The following is a 16,493-nucleotide window of genomic DNA, read 5'->3' on the forward strand; positions in this document are numbered from 1 at the left end:
CGTTGCACTCCTTATAAAAACAAACCGTACCGATTGAATCTGCCATAACTCGGAGCATAACGAAAATGTCGATCAATAAGACTTTTGCACTTGTCAGTACTTGCGCGCTGGTTATTCCAATGAGCGCTTCGGCAGACTTTATTGCCGATAGCAAGGCCAGTGTCGATCTGCGCAACTTCTACTTCAACCGTGACTTTCGCAACGGCCCACCCACTGCCCGGCGCGACTCGGCACAGGAATGGGCGCAGGGCGCAATGCTCAGGTTCGAGTCGGGTTATACCGCCGGAACAGTGGGTCTGGGGATCGATGCCCTCGGCATGGCAGGCTTCAAGCTCGATGGCGGCGATGGCTCCGGTGGCACGGGTTTGCTGCCAGCCGACCTCAGTTCAAGAAACGGCCGCGGCTCACAGAGCGAATACTCCAAACTGGAACTGACAGCCAAGGCGAAGGTGTCCGAGGCCGTGCTCAAGGTCGGCTCTCTTGCCTTCCGCAGCCCGGTGGTGTCGAGCAATGACACCCGCCTGCTGCCATCGACCTTCGAGGGCGCGATGCTGACCTCAAAGGATATCGACAAGCTGATCTTGCAAGGCGGCCAGCTGGAGCAGATCAAGTTCAACAGCTCCTCCAACTATCAGGATTTCACCGGTAACCGCATCGGTGGCGTCAGTGATGAATTCAACTTCGCCGGCGGCACCTACAACTTCAGCAAGACCCTCAGCACCAGCCTGTATTACGGCAATCTGGAAAACGTCTACCGGCAGTTCTTTGGTGGCGTGGTCTACGAGATTCCACTGGCTGCACAGCAGTCGCTGAAGTTTGACCTGCGCTACTCGAAAAGCACCGAGGACGGTAACTTTCGCAACCTCGACAACCGCGCCGCGAACGGCATGGTCTCCTACACCCTGGGCTCCAACGTGTTCAGTGCCGCTTACCAGCGCATGAGCGGCGATGATCCGTTTCCATACATCGCCAATACCGACCCTTACCTGGTCAACTTCGTACAGATCAACGACTTCGCCAACATCGAAGAACGTTCGTGGCAGTTGCGCTATGACTACAACTTCGCCGCACTGGGTATTCCCGGCCTGACCTTCATGAGCCGGTATGTCAGCGGTGACAATGTCCGTGTATCGGGCAATAACACGGGTAAAGAGTGGGAACGCAATACCGATATCGGTTATGTCATCCAGAGCGGCACATTGAAGAATGTCGGTATCAAACTCAGGAATGCCACAGTGCGCTCGAACTTTGGCAATGACCTGGATGAAACCCGACTGATTCTGAGTTACACAGTGGCCCTGTGGTAAACCCGACACGCTTCAAAGGCTTTCAAATATAGAACCACGTTACTTACCGGAAAACTTCACATGTAGTTCTCTACACGTGCGGCCCCGTTCGCCCGGAAGTTATCGATAGCAGGGATGCTTTAAATGTTAATCAAAAACCGACGGGCTGTTGTGCAACCGATCCAGTACGCAGAGAAACAGTGATGAGACATCTCAGGTTCAACCAGAAGATATTACTGATCGCCGCGCTGGTGATCATGACAGTGTTTTGCGCGTTTTCCGCGCTGAATGACGTTCGCTTGCGTGACGACAACCTACAGAGAATCGAACAAAGCACCCGCGCACTCTCGGTCTCGATGGCCCATGACATTCAGAGCTGGCTGGACGGGCGGATGATTCTGATCAAGAACGTTGCCGAATCCATCGGCCAGGCGCCCTCGCCTGAAAACATACTCGGCAAGTTGCAGGGCCAGGTGCTGATGGAGCAGTTCATTGCCGGCTATGTCGGCACCCGTGACGGCGGCTTCCACATCTATCCACCGCGACAGATGCCTGCCGGATACGACAGCCGGGAACGGCAGTGGTACAAGGATGCCATCGATCAGGGCACAGCGATGACAGAACCCTACGTCGGCGCTGGCATCGATTACCGGATCATCACTCAGGCGGTCGCCATTCGCTCCAACGGACACGTCATGGGGGTTCTGGGTGCCAGCCTGAACATCGAGACCATTTCCCGGACCATCAATAGCCAAGTGTTCGATGGTGGCGGTTACGCCTTGCTGGTGAGCAAGGCCGGCAAGATACTGGTTCACCCGGACAAGGCGCTTATCGGCAAGACCCTGGCCGACCTGTTTCCCGCAGAGACGCTGACGCTGAGCGACAGACTGGTCGAAGCTGCGTCGGTGGATGGCCCGAAACTTACCCTGTTCACCCCCGTCAAAGGCCTGCCCTCGCAGGACTGGTACATCGGCATCGTGCTGGATAAGCAGGCGGCCCTGGCCAGTATCTCGGCGTTCCGTAACTCAGCAATCATCGCCACAATCGTTGCCGGCCTGATTACCTTGCTGCTGCTCGGATTGCTGATGCGCGTGCTGATGAAACCCCTGCACCTGATCAACCATGCGATGGAAGACATTGCCCAGGGCGATGGCGACCTGACAAGGCGCTTGTCGATTGTCTCCCACGATGAGTTCGGACACCTGGCCGAGAGCTTCAATCGATTCGGCGACCGGATTCATGCCTCCATCACCGAAGTTTCATCCACGACACAGGCCTTGAACGAAGCCACCCGCCGAGTCCTGTCGGCGTCCAACTCTTCGGTGGAAAAGTCGGAGCACCAGTCGGGCTACACCACCACCGTTGCAGCAGCTATCGAAGAACTGGGAGCGGCAGCACAGGAAATAGCCTCAAGTGCCTCGGCAGCCTCAAGAGGTGCATCCAGCGCCAGGACACAGATCGACTGGACCAGCACGCTGGTGGAAAAAACCGTCGATACGATGAGTCAGTTGCAACAGAACATCGAAACGACACGCACCCAGATCGAAGACCTCAACGCCAAAAGCGCCAATATCGGCAAGGTGCTGGAAGTCATTTCGACGATATCCGGCAAGACCAACCTGCTGGCCTTGAACGCAGCCATTGAAGCGGCCAGAGCGGGTGAGGCAGGCCGAGGGTTCGCGGTGGTGGCGGACGAGGTCCGAAGCCTGGCCCATCACACCCAGAATGCGACCGAAGAAATCCGCGCAGTGATCCAGGCGCTGCAGGACGGTGCCACACAGGCTGCCGAGACCATGTCCCTCAGCCATGAAATGGGCAGCCAGAGCGTAAGGGTGGCAACCGAGGCTGGCGCAAGCCTGCTGAGCGTCGTGTCACGCATCAGCGAGATCGATGACGTGTGCCTGACAGTCGCCGCGGCGACCGAGGAACAGACCACTGCCGTCGATCAACTGACCCGTGATGTGCATGCGATCAGCCAGTTGAACCACCAGGCCACCGACAACCTGAATGCAACCCTCAAAGCCTGCGGTGAGCTGGACTTTGAGGCCGGACGGCTCAGGAGTGTTGTCGATACCTTCAAGTTGTAACTCGGCAAGCGGTCTGTGTCGGGGGCGCTGCTCACAATCCGTAGGACCGGATTTATCCGGGAAGGCGGTATTTAGGCCGATGAAGATGAAGCGCCTGCACAGGCCTCTTCCCGGCTGAAGCCGGTCCTACAAACGATGCCACCAGCGCAGTTCTTACACGCTCTTGTTGATGATCTGCCGGATCGCGCCGACAAACACATCGACAGGCTGGCCGCCAGACACGGCGTATTCGTCGTTGAACACGATGGTCGGCACCGAACTGACGCCGCGTGAGGTCCAGAGTTGTTCAGCCTCACGTACTTCGGCGGCATATTCGCCAGAAGCAAGAATGGCCTCGGCACGCAGGCGGTCCAGTCCCACTTTTTGCGCCACAGTGGCCAGAGTCTGGTGGCTGGACGGGTCTGCGAGATCGGTGAAATAGGCGGTAAACAGGGCTTGCTTCAACGCCGGTTGCTTGCCTTCCAGTTCAGCCCAGTGCAGCAGGCGATGGGCATCGAACGTGTTGTAGATGCGCCGCTCGCCCTGGGTAAAGACAAACCCCAGCTCTGCGCCACGCGCCCGGATGTTCTCGTGGATGTCGTTCATCTGCTCAGGCGTGGAGCCGTATTTCTCGGCCAGGTGTTCCTTGATGTCCTGGCCTTCGGCAACCATGTTCGGGTTCAGCTCGAAGGGCTGGAAATGAAGCTGCGCCTGCACTTCATCACCCAGCGCCTCAAGGGCCTGCTCCAGGGCACGCAAGCCAATGGCGCACCACGGGCAGGAAACGTCGGAAACGAAATCGATTTTCAGGGGAGTGGTCATCGTGACGCTCGCACTTGGCAGAAAACAGTCACGATACACGTCTGGCTTACAACTGCGCCACATGCCGTCCGTCTTCATGCTGCGCCTTGAGATAAGGCAACACTGCCGCCAGCAACGGCGCCTTGAACGCTTCCTGAAAGCGATGCGCCAGGCCGGGAATCAGGCGTAACTGACTGCCCTGGATATGCGCAGCGACATGCACGCCATGCATGACCGGCAGCAGTGGATCGGCCGTTCCATGGACCACCAGCACCGGAAGACGCAAGCGGTTGAGCAGTTCGACACGGCTGGGCTCGGCCAGAATCGCGGTAATCTGACGTTTTACGCCTTCGGGGTTGAAGGCCCGGTCATAAGAGGCTGCGGCCTGTTGCAGAAGCATTTCCCGGTCGTCCTTGATCTGCGGGCTGCCCAGGGCGGCCAGCAGATCCGCCTGCTGCTCGATGGCAATCTCGCGATTGGGCGCGCCACGACGGGCCAGCAATTGCATCAAGGCAGCATTGGGCATCGGCAGGCCCTGAGCGCCGGAACTGGTCATGATCAGGGTCAGGCTTTCGATTCGTTGCGGGGCAAGGTCGGCAAGATGCTGAGCAATCATGCCGCCCATGCTCGCCCCCAGCACATGAAACTGTTCAACGTGCAGCGCATCCATCAAGCCCAGCGCATCATCGGCCATATCGGTCAGGGAATAGACCGCAGACACCGGCAAGCCCAGCTTATAGCGCAGCACTTCATAAGTGAGGTTGGCATCCGCAGGAGGCTGGACCCAGGTCGACAGGCCGACATCGCGGTTGTCGTAGCGAATCACCCGATAGCCTTGCTGACAAAGGGCAACCACCACTTCGTCAGGCCAGTGAATCAGTTGCCCGCCAAGGCCCATGACCAGCAGCAAGGCAGGGTCGGATTCATTGCCGATACTTTGATAGGCAATACGAACTTCCTTGAGTTCGGCAATCTGTACAGGAGCACTGACATCGCATCGAGAGGCCGCAAAAGACGGCAAGCCGCACAAGAGCGCGGCCAGAAAGAGTAAAACCCGCATGAAAAACACCAAAAAACAGATCCCCAGTAGGCAATAAGTCTGATGATGTTTTTCAAAGCGCGCTGCCACAGTTGCGTGACAGTTTGATGAATCGGGATCAACGGCAAAATGGCCGCTGAAAATCCCTTACCGGCGATCGTCGGGGATGCGCGCAAATCCAAGGCTGCGTGCCAAAGCCATGCTGCGTTCGCCATAAAAGATGGCGCTATTGTCGACAGCCAGATAATCATGAGACAAACTCATCGTTTTCTCGCTGGTCACAAATTTTATTCATGGAGCGCTGAAGGTGCTTGAAATACGCCACCTCAAAACCCTGCACGCCTTGCGCGAGGCCGACAGCCTTGTGGAAGCGGCCGAGCGCCTGCACCTAACCCAGTCTGCCCTCTCCCACCAGTTCAAGGAACTGGAGGAACGCATGGGCATGCAGTTGTTCGTGCGCAAGACCAAACCGGTGCGCTTTACCAGCGCGGGGCTGCGCCTGTTGCAACTGGCCGATTCATTGCTACCCCAATTGCGCAGTGCCGAGCGCGACATTGCGCGACTGGCGGGCGGTACGGCCGGGCGTCTGCATATGGCTATCGAATGCCATAGCTGCTTTCAGTGGCTGATGCCGACCATCGACCAGTTCCGTGACTCCTGGCCGGAGGTCGAACTGGATCTGTCTTCGGGTTTTTCGTTCGCTCCGTTGCCGGCACTGGCTCGCGGTGATCTGGATCTGGTGGTCACTTCAGACCCGCTGGATATTCCCGGCATCACCTATGTGCCGCTGTTCACTTACGAAGCAATGCTCGCCGTGGCCAACCAGCATGCACTGGCGAACAAGCCCTACATCGTGCCAGAGGATCTGGTCACTGAAACGCTGATCACTTATCCGGTGGAGCGGGATCGACTGGATATTTTCACGCGCTTCCTGGAGCCAGCCGACATTGAACCTGCGCAGGTCCGCACTTCCGAACTGACGGTCATGATGATGCAACTGGTGGCCAGCGGACGCGGCGTGTGCGGCATGCCCCATTGGGCACTGCACGAATACAGCTCGCGTGGCTACGTAAAGGCCAAGCGTCTGGGGGAAAAAGGGTTGTTCGCGACGCTTTATGCAGGTATTCGCGCCGATATGCTCGACGCGCCTTACATGCGGGATTTCCTGCTGACGGCGAAGGACACGTCGTTCTCGACGCTGGATGGAGTGAGTGCGGTGCGTTGAACCCAGCAGGAGCGAATTCATTCGCGAAGAAGCCCTTCGCGAATGAATTCGCTCCGTGATCAGGTTTCTTCGCGCATCTCGCGATACAGCGGCAGGATCAAGTCGCGGGTCAAAGGAGCCAGCACCAGTTCCGGGTGTTGCTCTGGCCCAATCCAGATGATTTCCTCGATCTCGGCCGCCGGTACGACCTGGGCATCGGTGCGTACCCCGAACAACTGGCAATGCACTTCAAAGCCCGGCTCGTTGGCCGCCGGAGCGCTGAATTCACCAAGGAAAATGGCCTGTTGCGGGTCAATCACCAGGCCCAGTTCTTCTTCCAGCTCCCGAACCAGCGCATTTACCGCTGGCTCGTGCGCTTCAATCTTGCCGCCCGGCTGCATGAACGCCTCGGTACCGCGCTTGCGTACCAACAAGGTCTGGCCATCCGGGGCAATCAACAAGGCTGCGGCAATATTGATGATCTTCATGCAAAGATGTCCGTCTTCAGCAAGCGAGCCTCATCATCGCGCTCCAGTGCCAGTACGATCAAGCGATCAATCAGACCGGCGTAGGACAAGCCAGTGGCCTGCCAGAGCTTGGGGTACATGCTGATGGAGGTGAAACCGGGGATCGTGTTGATCTCGTTGATGATGATCTCCCGCGCTTCGGTGACGAAGAAGTCGACACGCGCCAGCCCGGCACAGCCCAGAACCCGATAGGCCTGCAATGCAACTTCGCGCACCTGTTCGCTGAGTTCTGGCGCAAGTTCGGCGGGGATGGCGATACGCGCCTGATCACCGTTGAGGTACTTGGTGTCGTAGGCGTAGAACTCGTCATTGGCGATGACTTCGCCACATACACTGACCTGCGGCTCACGGTTGCCCAGCACCGCACATTCCACTTCCCGGCCGACAATGCCCTGTTCGATCAGAACCTTGTGGTCGAACTCGAAGGCCAGCGCCAGGGCCGCTTCGAACCCGGCTTCGTCGGTCACCTTGCTGACGCCCACCGAAGAGCCCTGGCTCGCCGGTTTGACGAACATCGGCAGCCCCAGTTGCCCGGCCACGTCGCTGAACTGAGCTGTCTGGCCACGCATCAGCACCACGAACGGTGCCACGCTGATGTCGGCATCGCGCAGCAGGCGCTTGGTCACGTCTTTATCCATGCAGGCCGCAGAGCCCAACACATCCGGCCCTACAAACGGAATCGCCAGCAGGCGCAACAGGCCTTGCAGGGAGCCATCTTCGCCGTAGGCACCGTGAATCAGCGGGAACACGACATCGATACGCTTGAGCGGCTCGACCGACCCGACTTCGACGAACTGTCCGCCTGTGCTGCCGGGCAACAGGGCCAACAGCTTGCCTGAAGTGCTCAGCCTGATCTTTGCTGGGTCGCTCGCATTGAGCAGGTAATCGCTTTCATCGAACCGCAGCCAACGGCCCAGCTTGTCGATACCGATCAAGGTCAGCTCGTAGCTTTCGCGATCGATCGCATTGATCACGTTGCGTGCTGACTGCAACGAAACCTCATGCTCGCTGGATTGCCCACCGAAAACGATGGCGACTGATTTTTTCAACGCGGGTACTCCTGTTTTTCAGGCCGCGAAGATAAAAGCAATGCCCGGCATTAGTCCAGAGGCTCAGTGGTCGCATGTCCGAAAAGCAGGCAAAAAAAATCCCCGGTCCGGAGCAATCCTGCACAGATCGCCTTGAATCGGGGAGTCGGGTGCCGGATCAAGCAGCGGGAGTGCCTGCCTTGCTGCCGGAACCGAAGGTTGCGAAGCGCTTGTTGAAGCCCGCGATACGGCCTTCGGTGGTGGTCTTGCGTTGCTGGCCGGTGTACATCGGGTGCGAAGCACTGGACACGTCGAGCGCCACGTAAGGGTAGGTATTGCCGTCCGTATGCTGTTGCGTGCGATCGGTATCGACTGTGGAGCCGATCAGGAAATACACGTCGGCAGCCGTGTCGTGGAACAGCACTGTGCGGTAAGCAGGATGGATATCAGGTTTCATGGGGGCCTCCGGATGAGTTGCTTGAGCATTGTTATACCATAACATAATACTTCACATTAATGATAATCAATGCTGTTTGCTGCTCCCGCCCTGAACTTGATCGGGCTGGCGCTTGAAGCTATGGTTCGCCCCGCCTCTGCCAAATCAGCGGCCCGGGACGGGGCTCCCGGCTTACTGGTAGCCAGGACAACACGCCAGCGCCTACTACTCACAGCCGTATGGGTCCGTCCAGCGATTGGCCCTGGACTGCGGATGAAATAACAAGTCGGTAGGATTTCTCATGCCTGATATCACCCACTATGACCTTCCTCAATCCGCTTACGAGCGACTGATAGAAGCCCGTGACTCACTGCGTCTGCTCGATGGTTATGTCAACAAGACCGATGTGCTCTGCAACCCTTCGATGCTGGTGGGTTATGTCTCGATGCTGCAAAACGCCTTGCAGGAAGTGATTGCCGCCAGTACCCCGACCGAGCCACGCGATACGTTCATGCGCAAGGCCGATGAACTGGGCTTCGTCGCACTCAATCCGAAAGAGCAGGCCTTGATCCAGCATCTGCGCTGGACCAGCCTGGAGGGACGTGACGATATCTATGCCATGGCCGAACGGCTTCGGCATATCAAACCGTGGATACTGGAGAGTTGAAGTTTCAATCCACAACTTGATGTTTATCATGCCGTTGAACAGAGAAAAGCAGACCCACAACGAAGTGCGTCATGAAACGTGAAAGACTGAATGACAAGCCCCGTTGAAAATGAGAAACATTCCATAAGTTGCAAATAATGATTTCTATATTGGAAAGCCTTTTCCGATAAATATATTTTTCATTATCCCCATGGAATTAAACATGAAGTCATCTATGTTGAAACTGCCTTCACGCTCCGTGGACTCGGGCTCATTTTCATAGGCAGCACAGTTGGTTGGCATTTTGCCTTTATCCTGACGAGTGTTTTTGACAATTCATGATCGCTCACACTGCACAGGTGCCGTACAGCGAGCCGGACATGCACTGTTACAGGGCAAGTCAACCTTCAACACACTGTTCAATTACCCGCAACAGATAAAGAGAGTGATGCTCTCTGCATTGCTGTGCCTGCGCTCTACCTATCTATATTCAAGGAGGAAACATGCCCATCAGCCTGACGTCGCAGTGGTTCATTCAGCCAGGCCAGGAAATAGAAGCACGCCAGGCACTGATACAACTTGCCCGCGATGTACAAAACAACGAACCCGGTACGCTCACCTATCTGGTAAACACACCTTTCGGTGCCGATGCCCGGCTTCAATCGCTGCCGCCACCTGATCCATTGCTGGTGTTGTTCTTCGAGACCTATGCAAGCCCCGATGCGTTTCTCGCCCATGTGAACGGGCCGCTCTTCACAAACTTTGTGGCGCAATACGGCCACTGCTTCGTGTCGGCTAACGGCAAACCATACACCACAGTGCAATTTCTCGACACACTGGCCGGTTTTTCCGGGCGCAACCTTCAAGAGACAGAAGAGCTCGGCAACCGGCATCCGGCCGTGATGTTTGAAATCATCGCGAAGGACTCCGCAACGACCAGGGCGTTCTATCAGCAAGTGTTCGGCTGGCAGTATCAGACCGGGACTGGCGGCTTCTCCTATATCCACTTCCCGGCCGGTACTCCGCCGCTACTGGGTGGCATCGGCCAGGCCGATCCTTCCATTCCCGGCTTCGAGCCCGGACACAACTTCTATCTGCTGGTGGACACCCTGGAGCCGGTGCTTGAAACAGCATTGGCGGCAGGCGGATCGGCGCTGATGCCGCCTACAGCAATCGATGGCTACCGCTTCGCGATGTTCAAGGACCCGGAAGGCAATCCGGTCGGCCTTATCGAACCCTTCAACACCTGAATACGCTTTTTAGCAGGACGCAGCACGGACACAACCTTTCACAACATGGACGCAACACGGAGGTATTCGACGTGAGTTATCTGAACTCCCTCAGGCTTCACTTTTCCGGGAAATTCCAGGCCAATGTGTCGACGGTCAATAATGACGCCGGCCACTATGACAATGATGCGTTCAAATCCAGCTATCAAAAACTGGAAGGCCCGCACATGAAGCCACCTAACGGGTGGTTCAATCCACAAGGTGACGCGGCATTCCGTTTGCTGGGCTGCACCATCAACTCAGCCTGGACCCCGGCGGGTGCAGTGACTCCGTCAGATCCCGTACTGCGTTACATCATTGCCGATTCCAATGGCCGGGTGCCGGCCAAGATGGTCGACCTCGACCCCGAACAACAACTGGTATCGGAAATATGGGGCCTGGAGGTGCGGATAGCGGACCTCAATGGCGACACACTTTTTAGCGGGCAATTCCTGCCTGCTGCCTTCATCGACATATGGGATCGCGCAACCGGTTCGGGTTCAGGAGACATCGGTGCAGGCGCGATGTATCAATCGGTATTGCACAATCTGCAATGGGGCGATGTTTCTCACTCTGCATTTCTGAGCCAGTTGAAACAAGCCGCCCAAGCTACAGGACAGTTGTCAATCAAGTTCAATGTTGACGGCCTGAACATGGACAATACATCGCCGAACTTCATGTGCGGTCGAATCGTAGGCACCATAGGGCCTTACCTGGCAGAGGAGCCTCGACATCTGGTGCTTGGCCGCCACTTCATGGCAGCGGTTTCACCTCAGGGAAACTTCTTCACTCCCATTGGCGGTATCAACTTCTTTGCAGCAGCCATCGATACAGAAGCAAGTTGCATTTACCTCGATCTGGGTAATGCCATCTCCACAACGGCTCCGGGCGCAGGCCTGAACGATCTCGGAGATCTGCAGCTCGGAGCTTATGAGCCGAGCCTTACACCCACAGGTCCGAGGTGCTCTATCATTCCTCTCGGAACCATTGCCTCTCAGGGAGGTGATGGCTACTCCGGCAATCCCGACTGGTATGCAAAGACGGCAGGCATCGTAGTACTGCCGCTGTCAGCGCAACAGCTTCAGGTTGCCCAGACCAATGTGCTACTCCTGTCGGGCAGCCAAGGCATCATCATCAATGAATGGACCAATGCAGCGTTCATACGTGCCGACAAGTTTGTCTATCGCCTGAGCCCGGACGAAAAAGTCGATATTCCTGTCTACGCAACGCAGTATGGACAGCCGTTGCCAGGGATTTCGGTGTCATTCATTCTTGACTCCTCGCAGTTGCAACCAACACCCGACTCCCCTCCTTATGTCATGGCTTCCCCGCCGGTGGCGACGCCAGAAAACGCCCTGAACTTCGCCGCAACAGCAGTAACCGACGCCAGCGGAAAAGCCGTTTTGTCACTCAGCACAAACGATCCGGGAATACCTCGCAGTTTCAAAAACAGCAGTTCCTCAATCGATGGCCAGGTCTATGGCATCCGTCCGGTATTCACTGAAGTGGGCATGAATGCCGGCCCCGTCAACCAGTGGGACTTCATCAGTTTTCTACTCTGGAGCGGTTACAGCATTCCTGCATCACCCACCTGGGATGATATCCAGCCGATCTTCCAGCAATACGCCAATCTCTACCCGGTAATGCTGCGCTTCCTGAACATGGCGGATTTCGACTCTGTGGTGAAAACCGCAGGATTGCTGACCCTCGCGTTCAGCCTGGATATTCACGACGCCAACTCGATGCCGGTGACCCGGGACCTGTCTCCCGCCAAACGCCAGGCCATTCTTGCCTGGCTCAAGAATCCCCTACCAGGCACCAGGACGGCGCCAAAAGCAGCGCTCCAGACCAGTGAAGCGACTTCTTACACGCCCCAGGAAGAGGCCGCCTTGGCAAACGCCGCCCGAGGTGGCAAAGCGGCAGCGGTTGCTCGCCGTCTGATCAACCAATCCCAAAGGGGGTAATGCCCATGATCCGTCTTCAACTTTCGACCATCGCAGGCCTCCAAGGCCCGACCGTAACAGTGCAAGCGGTGCTTGACGCGCTTCAACAGGCAGTCGAGCTGGAGCACTCGACGATTCCGCTTTATCTCTATGCGCTCTATTCGATCGATGCCAGCAAGAATCCGGAAATCGCCGCCATCATTTCCTCGGTGGTCATAGAGGAAATGCTGCACATGACACTGGCGAGCAATGTGATGAACGCCCTCGGCGGCTCACCAGTCATCGACTCACCAGGTTTTATCCCCAACTACCCGGGCCCACTGCCTGGTGGCGTGCAATCGGACCTGACCGTGCATCTGGCTCCCTTCTCGATGACACAACTGCAGACCTTCCTGCAGATCGAAGAGCCTGAACATGCCCTCGATTTCAAACTGCTTGCCGCACAAAAAGACCTCACCATCGGGCAGTTCTATACCGCCATCATCGAAGCCATAGAACAGCTCGGCGACGGTGTATTTCTCAATCCGTCACCCAATCAGGTCGGACCTGACCTGATGTGGGAGTCGGTTGTGGTCAGCAATGTCGCCACGGCCAGGCAAGCCCTCCAGAGCATCATCGATCAGGGCGAAGGCACTTCGCTTTCACCGCTCGAAGTCGTGGGCAAAGGCTATGCGCATTACTATCGCTTCATGCAGATCCAGAAAGGGAAGCTACTGATTCCAACCCCCGATGGAGGCCCGACGCCGGAGGACAAGTATGCCTATGCAGGGGCTCCGATAACCCTGGACACCACAGGTGTCTATCCCGTCGCCACCGACCCCGGCCCTTATACACCGGGCACGGTGCAATCCTTTGCCAACGACAATTTCAACTACACCTACACCAGCCTGCTCCAGTCGTTGCATGCCTTGTTCAACGGCGATTCGAGCCAGAACCAGATGAATACGGCACTAGGCCTGATGATGTCGCTCAAGGGCCAGGCCAAGGCAATGATGTCCGGCATACCGGCCCCGAAAACCTTCACAGGCCCGACCTTTCAGTACCAGCCGACCAACCCTGCCAACTGACAACCTCCTCGATCAAGGGCGAAGAACGGCAACATTGCGGTCTTCGCCCTTATTCATTTATCACTCGCCTGCTACATTTCTCATGCAACGGCTCGTTAGCCAGCAATCGATGTTTATGCAGCCCTGCGGCCCGATGCGGCAAAAAGACAGGGCGTGTCGTCATTAGCCCAAGGATGTCATATGAGCCTATCGCTACTCAGTCGTTATGCAGTCTTCGTTGGTTGCGTGCTGTTCACCCTGTTCAGCCTGCCGTTCTGGCATCACGAGTGGCTTTGGCCATTTACCCTGCTGACTGCGGTATTGAGCGTGGTCGGTATCATCGACTTGCTGCAATCCCCGCATTCGGTCCGTCGCAACTACCCGATCCTGGGCAATATCCGGTATGCCGTGGAAGCCATCCGCCCGGAGATTCGCCAATACCTGCTGGAATCCGACAGCGACGCCCTGCCCTTTTCCCGCGCCCAGCGCTCGCTGGTGTATTCACGGGCCAAGAACGAAACAGCCGACAGGCCGTTCGGCACGCTGATCGATGTCTATGAAACCGGCTTCGAGTTCATCGGCCACTCCATGCGCCCGGCGCCATTGAGCGATCCAAACTCGTTTCGCGTGCTGATCGGTGGCCCACAATGCACCCAGCCGTACTCGGCCTCGATCTTCAATATCTCGGCGATGAGTTTTGGCTCGCTCAGTGCCAATGCCATTCGGGCATTGAATCAGGGGGCCAAGCTGGGCAATTTCGCCCATGACACCGGCGAAGGCAGCATCAGCCCGTATCACCGGGAACATGGCGGTGATCTGACCTGGGAGCTGGGCAGCGGTTACTTCGGCTGTCGCGGTGCAGATGGTCGCTTCGATCCAGAGCGCTTCGCCGCACAAGCCCGTGACCCGCAAGTGCGCATGATTGAAATCAAGATGAGCCAGGGCGCCAAGCCGGGCCATGGCGGAATCCTGCCCAAACACAAGGTCACTCAGGAAATCGCCGATACCCGCGGCATCCCGATGGGCGAGGACTGCATCTCACCCTCTCGGCACAGTGCTTTCTCGACACCTTATGAATTGATGCAGTTCATCGCTCAACTGCGCGAGCTGTCTGGCGGCAAGCCGGTGGGCTTCAAGTTCTGCCTGGGTCATCCGTGGGAGTTCATGGGGATCGCCAAGGCCATGCTTGAAACCGGCATCTACCCCGACTTCATCGTCATCGACGGGGCCGAGGGTGGCACCGGGGCCGCGCCGGTCGAGTTCACAGACCATATCGGCTCACCGATGCGTGAAGGCCTGCTGTTCGTACACAACACTCTGGTGGGCCTGAACCTGCGGGACAAGATCAAACTGGGTGCCAGCGGCAAGATTGTCAGCGCCTTCGACATCGCCAGCGTACTGGCCATCGGCGCCGACTGGGCCAACTCGGCACGCGGCTTCATGTTCGCCATCGGTTGTATCCAGTCACAAAGTTGTCACACCAACAAATGCCCGACCGGCGTAGCGACCCAGGACACCTTGCGGCAACGCGCACTGGTGGTACCGGACAAGGCTCAACGAGTCTTCAACTTCCACCGCAACACCCTCAAGGCTCTGGCCGAAATGCTTGCGGCGGCCGGGCTTGATCAGCCTTCACAACTGGAAGCCAGGCATCTGGTGCGCCGTATGTCGGCAACGGAAATCAAACTGTTCTCGCAGACCCATGTGTTCTTGCAACCCGGCCAGTTGCTGAACGGGATACAGGACGACAGCTTCTATTCACGCATGTGGCAAATGGCACGCTCGGACAGCTTTGAGCCCGCTGAACTCACCTGAGCCGACCGTATGGAGACATTCTGTAATAGCCCGGCTTTTGCATTTCTCGTCGATTAACGCCACCCTGCCGCGCCGCCGACCCACTACTGACTGGCGGTGCGGAACCTCAACCCACTGCGGTTGATCCTTATTCAATCGACAAACTTTCAAGAGCCCACCGTTATGACTAACGGACGCGATTATCGAATCGACTTCTTTCGAGGTTTGGCGCTGATCTTCATTTTCTGGGATCACGTGCCGGACAACCCATTGGCACAACTGACCGTGCGCAATTTCGGCTTCAGCGATGCAGCAGAGATATTTGTCTTTCTGGCTGGCTACGCTGCAATTCTGGCCTACGGACGCATTGCCCAGCGCGACGGCATGATGGTGGCCTGCGTGCGCATCCTGCGTCGTACCTGGGTCTTGTATGTGGTACACATTTTCCTGCTGACCCTGTTGATGGGCATTGTCTTCGTGGCCAACAACCACGTTGAAACCCGCGATATGGTCCAGCAGATGGGCCTCGAATACTTTGTCGGCAATCCACAGCAAGCCCTGGCCGACGAACTGTTGCTGCGCTTCAAGCCCAACCTGACCGACCCGTTACCGCTCTACATCCTGCTGCTACTGGCTCTGCCGCTGATCCTGCCCTTGATGCTGCGCAAGGTTGAAGTGGCGGTCGGCCTGTCCATCGCGCTGTACATGATGGTGCCGCTGTTTGGCTGGAACCTGCGCGCCTACGAAGGCGGCGGGCTCTGGTATTTCAACCCGGTGGCCTGGCAACTGCTGTTCGTACTGGGCGGTGCCTGTGCGTTGCGGACGACGCAACCGGTCATCGCGGAGCATCGTCCGTTGTACCAGCAGCCGTTGTTTCTGCTGGCGACCGTCTATGTCTTGATCGCCGGCGCACTGACCTTCAGCGAAAAGTGGCCCGAACTGCATGGGGCTCTGGTCTCGACCATGGGCCTGGAAGCCCTGTACCCCATCAGCAAGACCGACCTGGAACCTGCCCGCCTCGTACACTTCCTGGCTCTGGTCTATGTGGTCGCCAAATTGCTGCCGACCCGCCACACCTGGCTCGATAACTGGCCCGCGCAACAGACCTGCCGTATGGGGCGCTACTCCCTTGAAGTCTTCTGCCTGGGCGTATTGCTTGCACCACTGGCGGATATGGCCAACGCCCTGGCAGGCGATACCTGGCCGATGCAAGTCACCACCGCGCTGGTCGGACTGGGTTTGATGGTATTGATGGCCAACGGGTTGGAACTGAACAAGCGGCTGGGGAGCCCGCAGAGGGTAGTCACGGCTTGAGGCAGGTTTTAATGTAAACGGGCTGGCAAATATGGACTTTTGCTAGCTCGTTTATTTGCGAGGTTCCGTGGATCAATGATGCTCTGCTTCATCAA

14 protein-coding genes are annotated in these 16,493 nt (G+C 57.2%); 9 read left to right on the forward strand and 5 right to left on the reverse strand.

From position 1 onward, the window contains the following. The first annotated feature begins 65 nt into the window (after positions 1-65). Together ACODS3_RS15730 and ACODS3_RS15735 are read left to right on the forward strand one after the other, a co-directional pair. Positions 66-1,307, forward strand: coding sequence for an OprD family porin (locus ACODS3_RS15730; RefSeq protein WP_489035148.1), 1,242 nt, complete (start codon positions 66-68; stop codon positions 1,305-1,307). A 182-nt stretch (positions 1,308-1,489) separates the two neighbouring features. Continuing rightward, the gene (locus tag ACODS3_RS15735; RefSeq protein ID WP_489035150.1) at positions 1,490-3,373 is read left to right on the forward strand and encodes a methyl-accepting chemotaxis protein; all 1,884 of its coding nucleotides are present in this window, start codon (positions 1,490-1,492) and stop codon (positions 3,371-3,373) included. Between the two features lie 153 nt (positions 3,374-3,526). Here the strand turns inward: ACODS3_RS15735 and ACODS3_RS15740 are convergent, their stop codons facing one another. Next, complete coding sequence (locus ACODS3_RS15740; protein WP_201017374.1) at positions 3,527-4,174, reverse strand: DsbA family oxidoreductase; 648 nt, start codon at positions 4,172-4,174, stop codon at positions 3,527-3,529. Between the two features lie 46 nt (positions 4,175-4,220). Next, positions 4,221-5,213, reverse strand: a complete 993-nt coding sequence (locus ACODS3_RS15745; RefSeq protein ID WP_201017375.1) for an alpha/beta fold hydrolase — start codon at positions 5,211-5,213, stop codon at positions 4,221-4,223. A gap of 286 nt (positions 5,214-5,499) precedes the next feature. Here ACODS3_RS15745 and metR point away from each other — a divergent pair, with 286 nt between their 5' ends. Then, positions 5,500-6,417: a transcriptional regulator MetR gene (gene metR / locus ACODS3_RS15750; protein ID WP_201017377.1), complete on the forward strand. Its 918-nt coding sequence runs from the start codon at positions 5,500-5,502 to the stop codon at positions 6,415-6,417. 59 nt (positions 6,418-6,476) lie between these two features. On the opposite strand, the gene ACODS3_RS15755 is transcribed toward metR, so the two are convergent. The 3 genes from ACODS3_RS15755 to ACODS3_RS15765 form a co-directional block, all read right to left on the reverse strand. Continuing rightward, entirely contained in the window at positions 6,477-6,884 is a 408-nt protein-coding gene (locus ACODS3_RS15755) for an NUDIX hydrolase (protein WP_489035153.1), read from the reverse strand. Then, complete coding sequence (gene ddlA, locus ACODS3_RS15760; RefSeq protein WP_489035155.1) at positions 6,881-7,972, reverse strand: D-alanine--D-alanine ligase; 1,092 nt, start codon at positions 7,970-7,972, stop codon at positions 6,881-6,883. Before ddlA ends, ACODS3_RS15755 begins: the two co-directional genes overlap by 4 nt. A 157-nt stretch (positions 7,973-8,129) precedes the next feature. Next, on the reverse strand, positions 8,130-8,408 hold the full coding sequence (locus tag ACODS3_RS15765) for a type B 50S ribosomal protein L31 (protein ID WP_201000146.1): 279 nt from the start codon (positions 8,406-8,408) through the stop codon (positions 8,130-8,132). A gap of 280 nt (positions 8,409-8,688) precedes the next feature. Here ACODS3_RS15765 and ACODS3_RS15770 point away from each other — a divergent pair, with 280 nt between their 5' ends. The 6 genes from ACODS3_RS15770 (at position 8,689) to ACODS3_RS15795 (ending at position 16,398) form a co-directional block, all read left to right on the forward strand. Next, positions 8,689-9,054, forward strand: a complete 366-nt coding sequence (locus tag ACODS3_RS15770) for a hypothetical protein (protein WP_201017380.1) — start codon at positions 8,689-8,691, stop codon at positions 9,052-9,054. Positions 9,055-9,536: 482 nt separating this feature from the next. Continuing rightward, positions 9,537-10,283 carry a VOC family protein gene (locus ACODS3_RS15775; protein WP_489035158.1) on the forward strand — a complete coding sequence of 249 codons (747 nt, stop codon included), beginning with the start codon at positions 9,537-9,539 and terminating at the stop codon, positions 10,281-10,283. A gap of 71 nt (positions 10,284-10,354) precedes the next feature. Continuing rightward, on the forward strand, positions 10,355-12,265 hold the full coding sequence (locus tag ACODS3_RS15780) for a hypothetical protein (protein WP_489035160.1): 1,911 nt from the start codon (positions 10,355-10,357) through the stop codon (positions 12,263-12,265). 5 nt (positions 12,266-12,270) lie between these two features. Then, on the forward strand, positions 12,271-13,311 hold the full coding sequence (locus ACODS3_RS15785) for a ferritin-like domain-containing protein (RefSeq protein ID WP_489035162.1): 1,041 nt from the start codon (positions 12,271-12,273) through the stop codon (positions 13,309-13,311). A gap of 180 nt (positions 13,312-13,491) precedes the next feature. Next, positions 13,492-15,105, forward strand: a complete 1,614-nt coding sequence (locus ACODS3_RS15790; protein WP_201000151.1) for an FMN-binding glutamate synthase family protein — start codon at positions 13,492-13,494, stop codon at positions 15,103-15,105. 162 nt (positions 15,106-15,267) lie between these two features. After that, the gene (locus ACODS3_RS15795; RefSeq protein ID WP_304574925.1) at positions 15,268-16,398 is read left to right on the forward strand and encodes an OpgC domain-containing protein; all 1,131 of its coding nucleotides are present in this window, start codon (positions 15,268-15,270) and stop codon (positions 16,396-16,398) included. Positions 16,399-16,493: the final 95 nt, after the last annotated feature.

The organism is Pseudomonas sp. FG43 (assembly GCF_057809175.1).

Excerpts from the sequence above, each read along its gene's own strand:
- ACODS3_RS15730 (WP_489035148.1), top strand. The coding sequence starts at position 66 with ATGTCGATCAATAAGACTTTTGCACTTGTCAGTACTTGCGCGCTGGTT.
- ACODS3_RS15735 (WP_489035150.1), top strand. The coding sequence starts at position 1,490 with ATGAGACATCTCAGGTTCAACCAGAAGATATTACTGATCGCCGCGCTG.
- ACODS3_RS15740 (WP_201017374.1), bottom strand. The coding sequence starts at position 4,174 with ATGACCACTCCCCTGAAAATCGATTTCGTTTCCGACGTTTCCTGCCCG.
- ACODS3_RS15745 (WP_201017375.1), bottom strand. The coding sequence starts at position 5,213 with ATGCGGGTTTTACTCTTTCTGGCCGCGCTCTTGTGCGGCTTGCCGTCT.
- ACODS3_RS15755 (WP_489035153.1), bottom strand. The coding sequence starts at position 6,884 with ATGAAGATCATCAATATTGCCGCAGCCTTGTTGATTGCCCCGGATGGC.
- ACODS3_RS15765 (WP_201000146.1), bottom strand. The coding sequence starts at position 8,408 with ATGAAACCTGATATCCATCCTGCTTACCGCACAGTGCTGTTCCACGAC.
- ACODS3_RS15770 (WP_201017380.1), top strand. The coding sequence starts at position 8,689 with ATGCCTGATATCACCCACTATGACCTTCCTCAATCCGCTTACGAGCGA.
- ACODS3_RS15775 (WP_489035158.1), top strand. The coding sequence starts at position 9,537 with ATGCCCATCAGCCTGACGTCGCAGTGGTTCATTCAGCCAGGCCAGGAA.
- ACODS3_RS15785 (WP_489035162.1), top strand. The coding sequence starts at position 12,271 with ATGATCCGTCTTCAACTTTCGACCATCGCAGGCCTCCAAGGCCCGACC.
- ACODS3_RS15790 (WP_201000151.1), top strand. The coding sequence starts at position 13,492 with ATGAGCCTATCGCTACTCAGTCGTTATGCAGTCTTCGTTGGTTGCGTG.
- ACODS3_RS15795 (WP_304574925.1), top strand. The coding sequence starts at position 15,268 with ATGACTAACGGACGCGATTATCGAATCGACTTCTTTCGAGGTTTGGCG.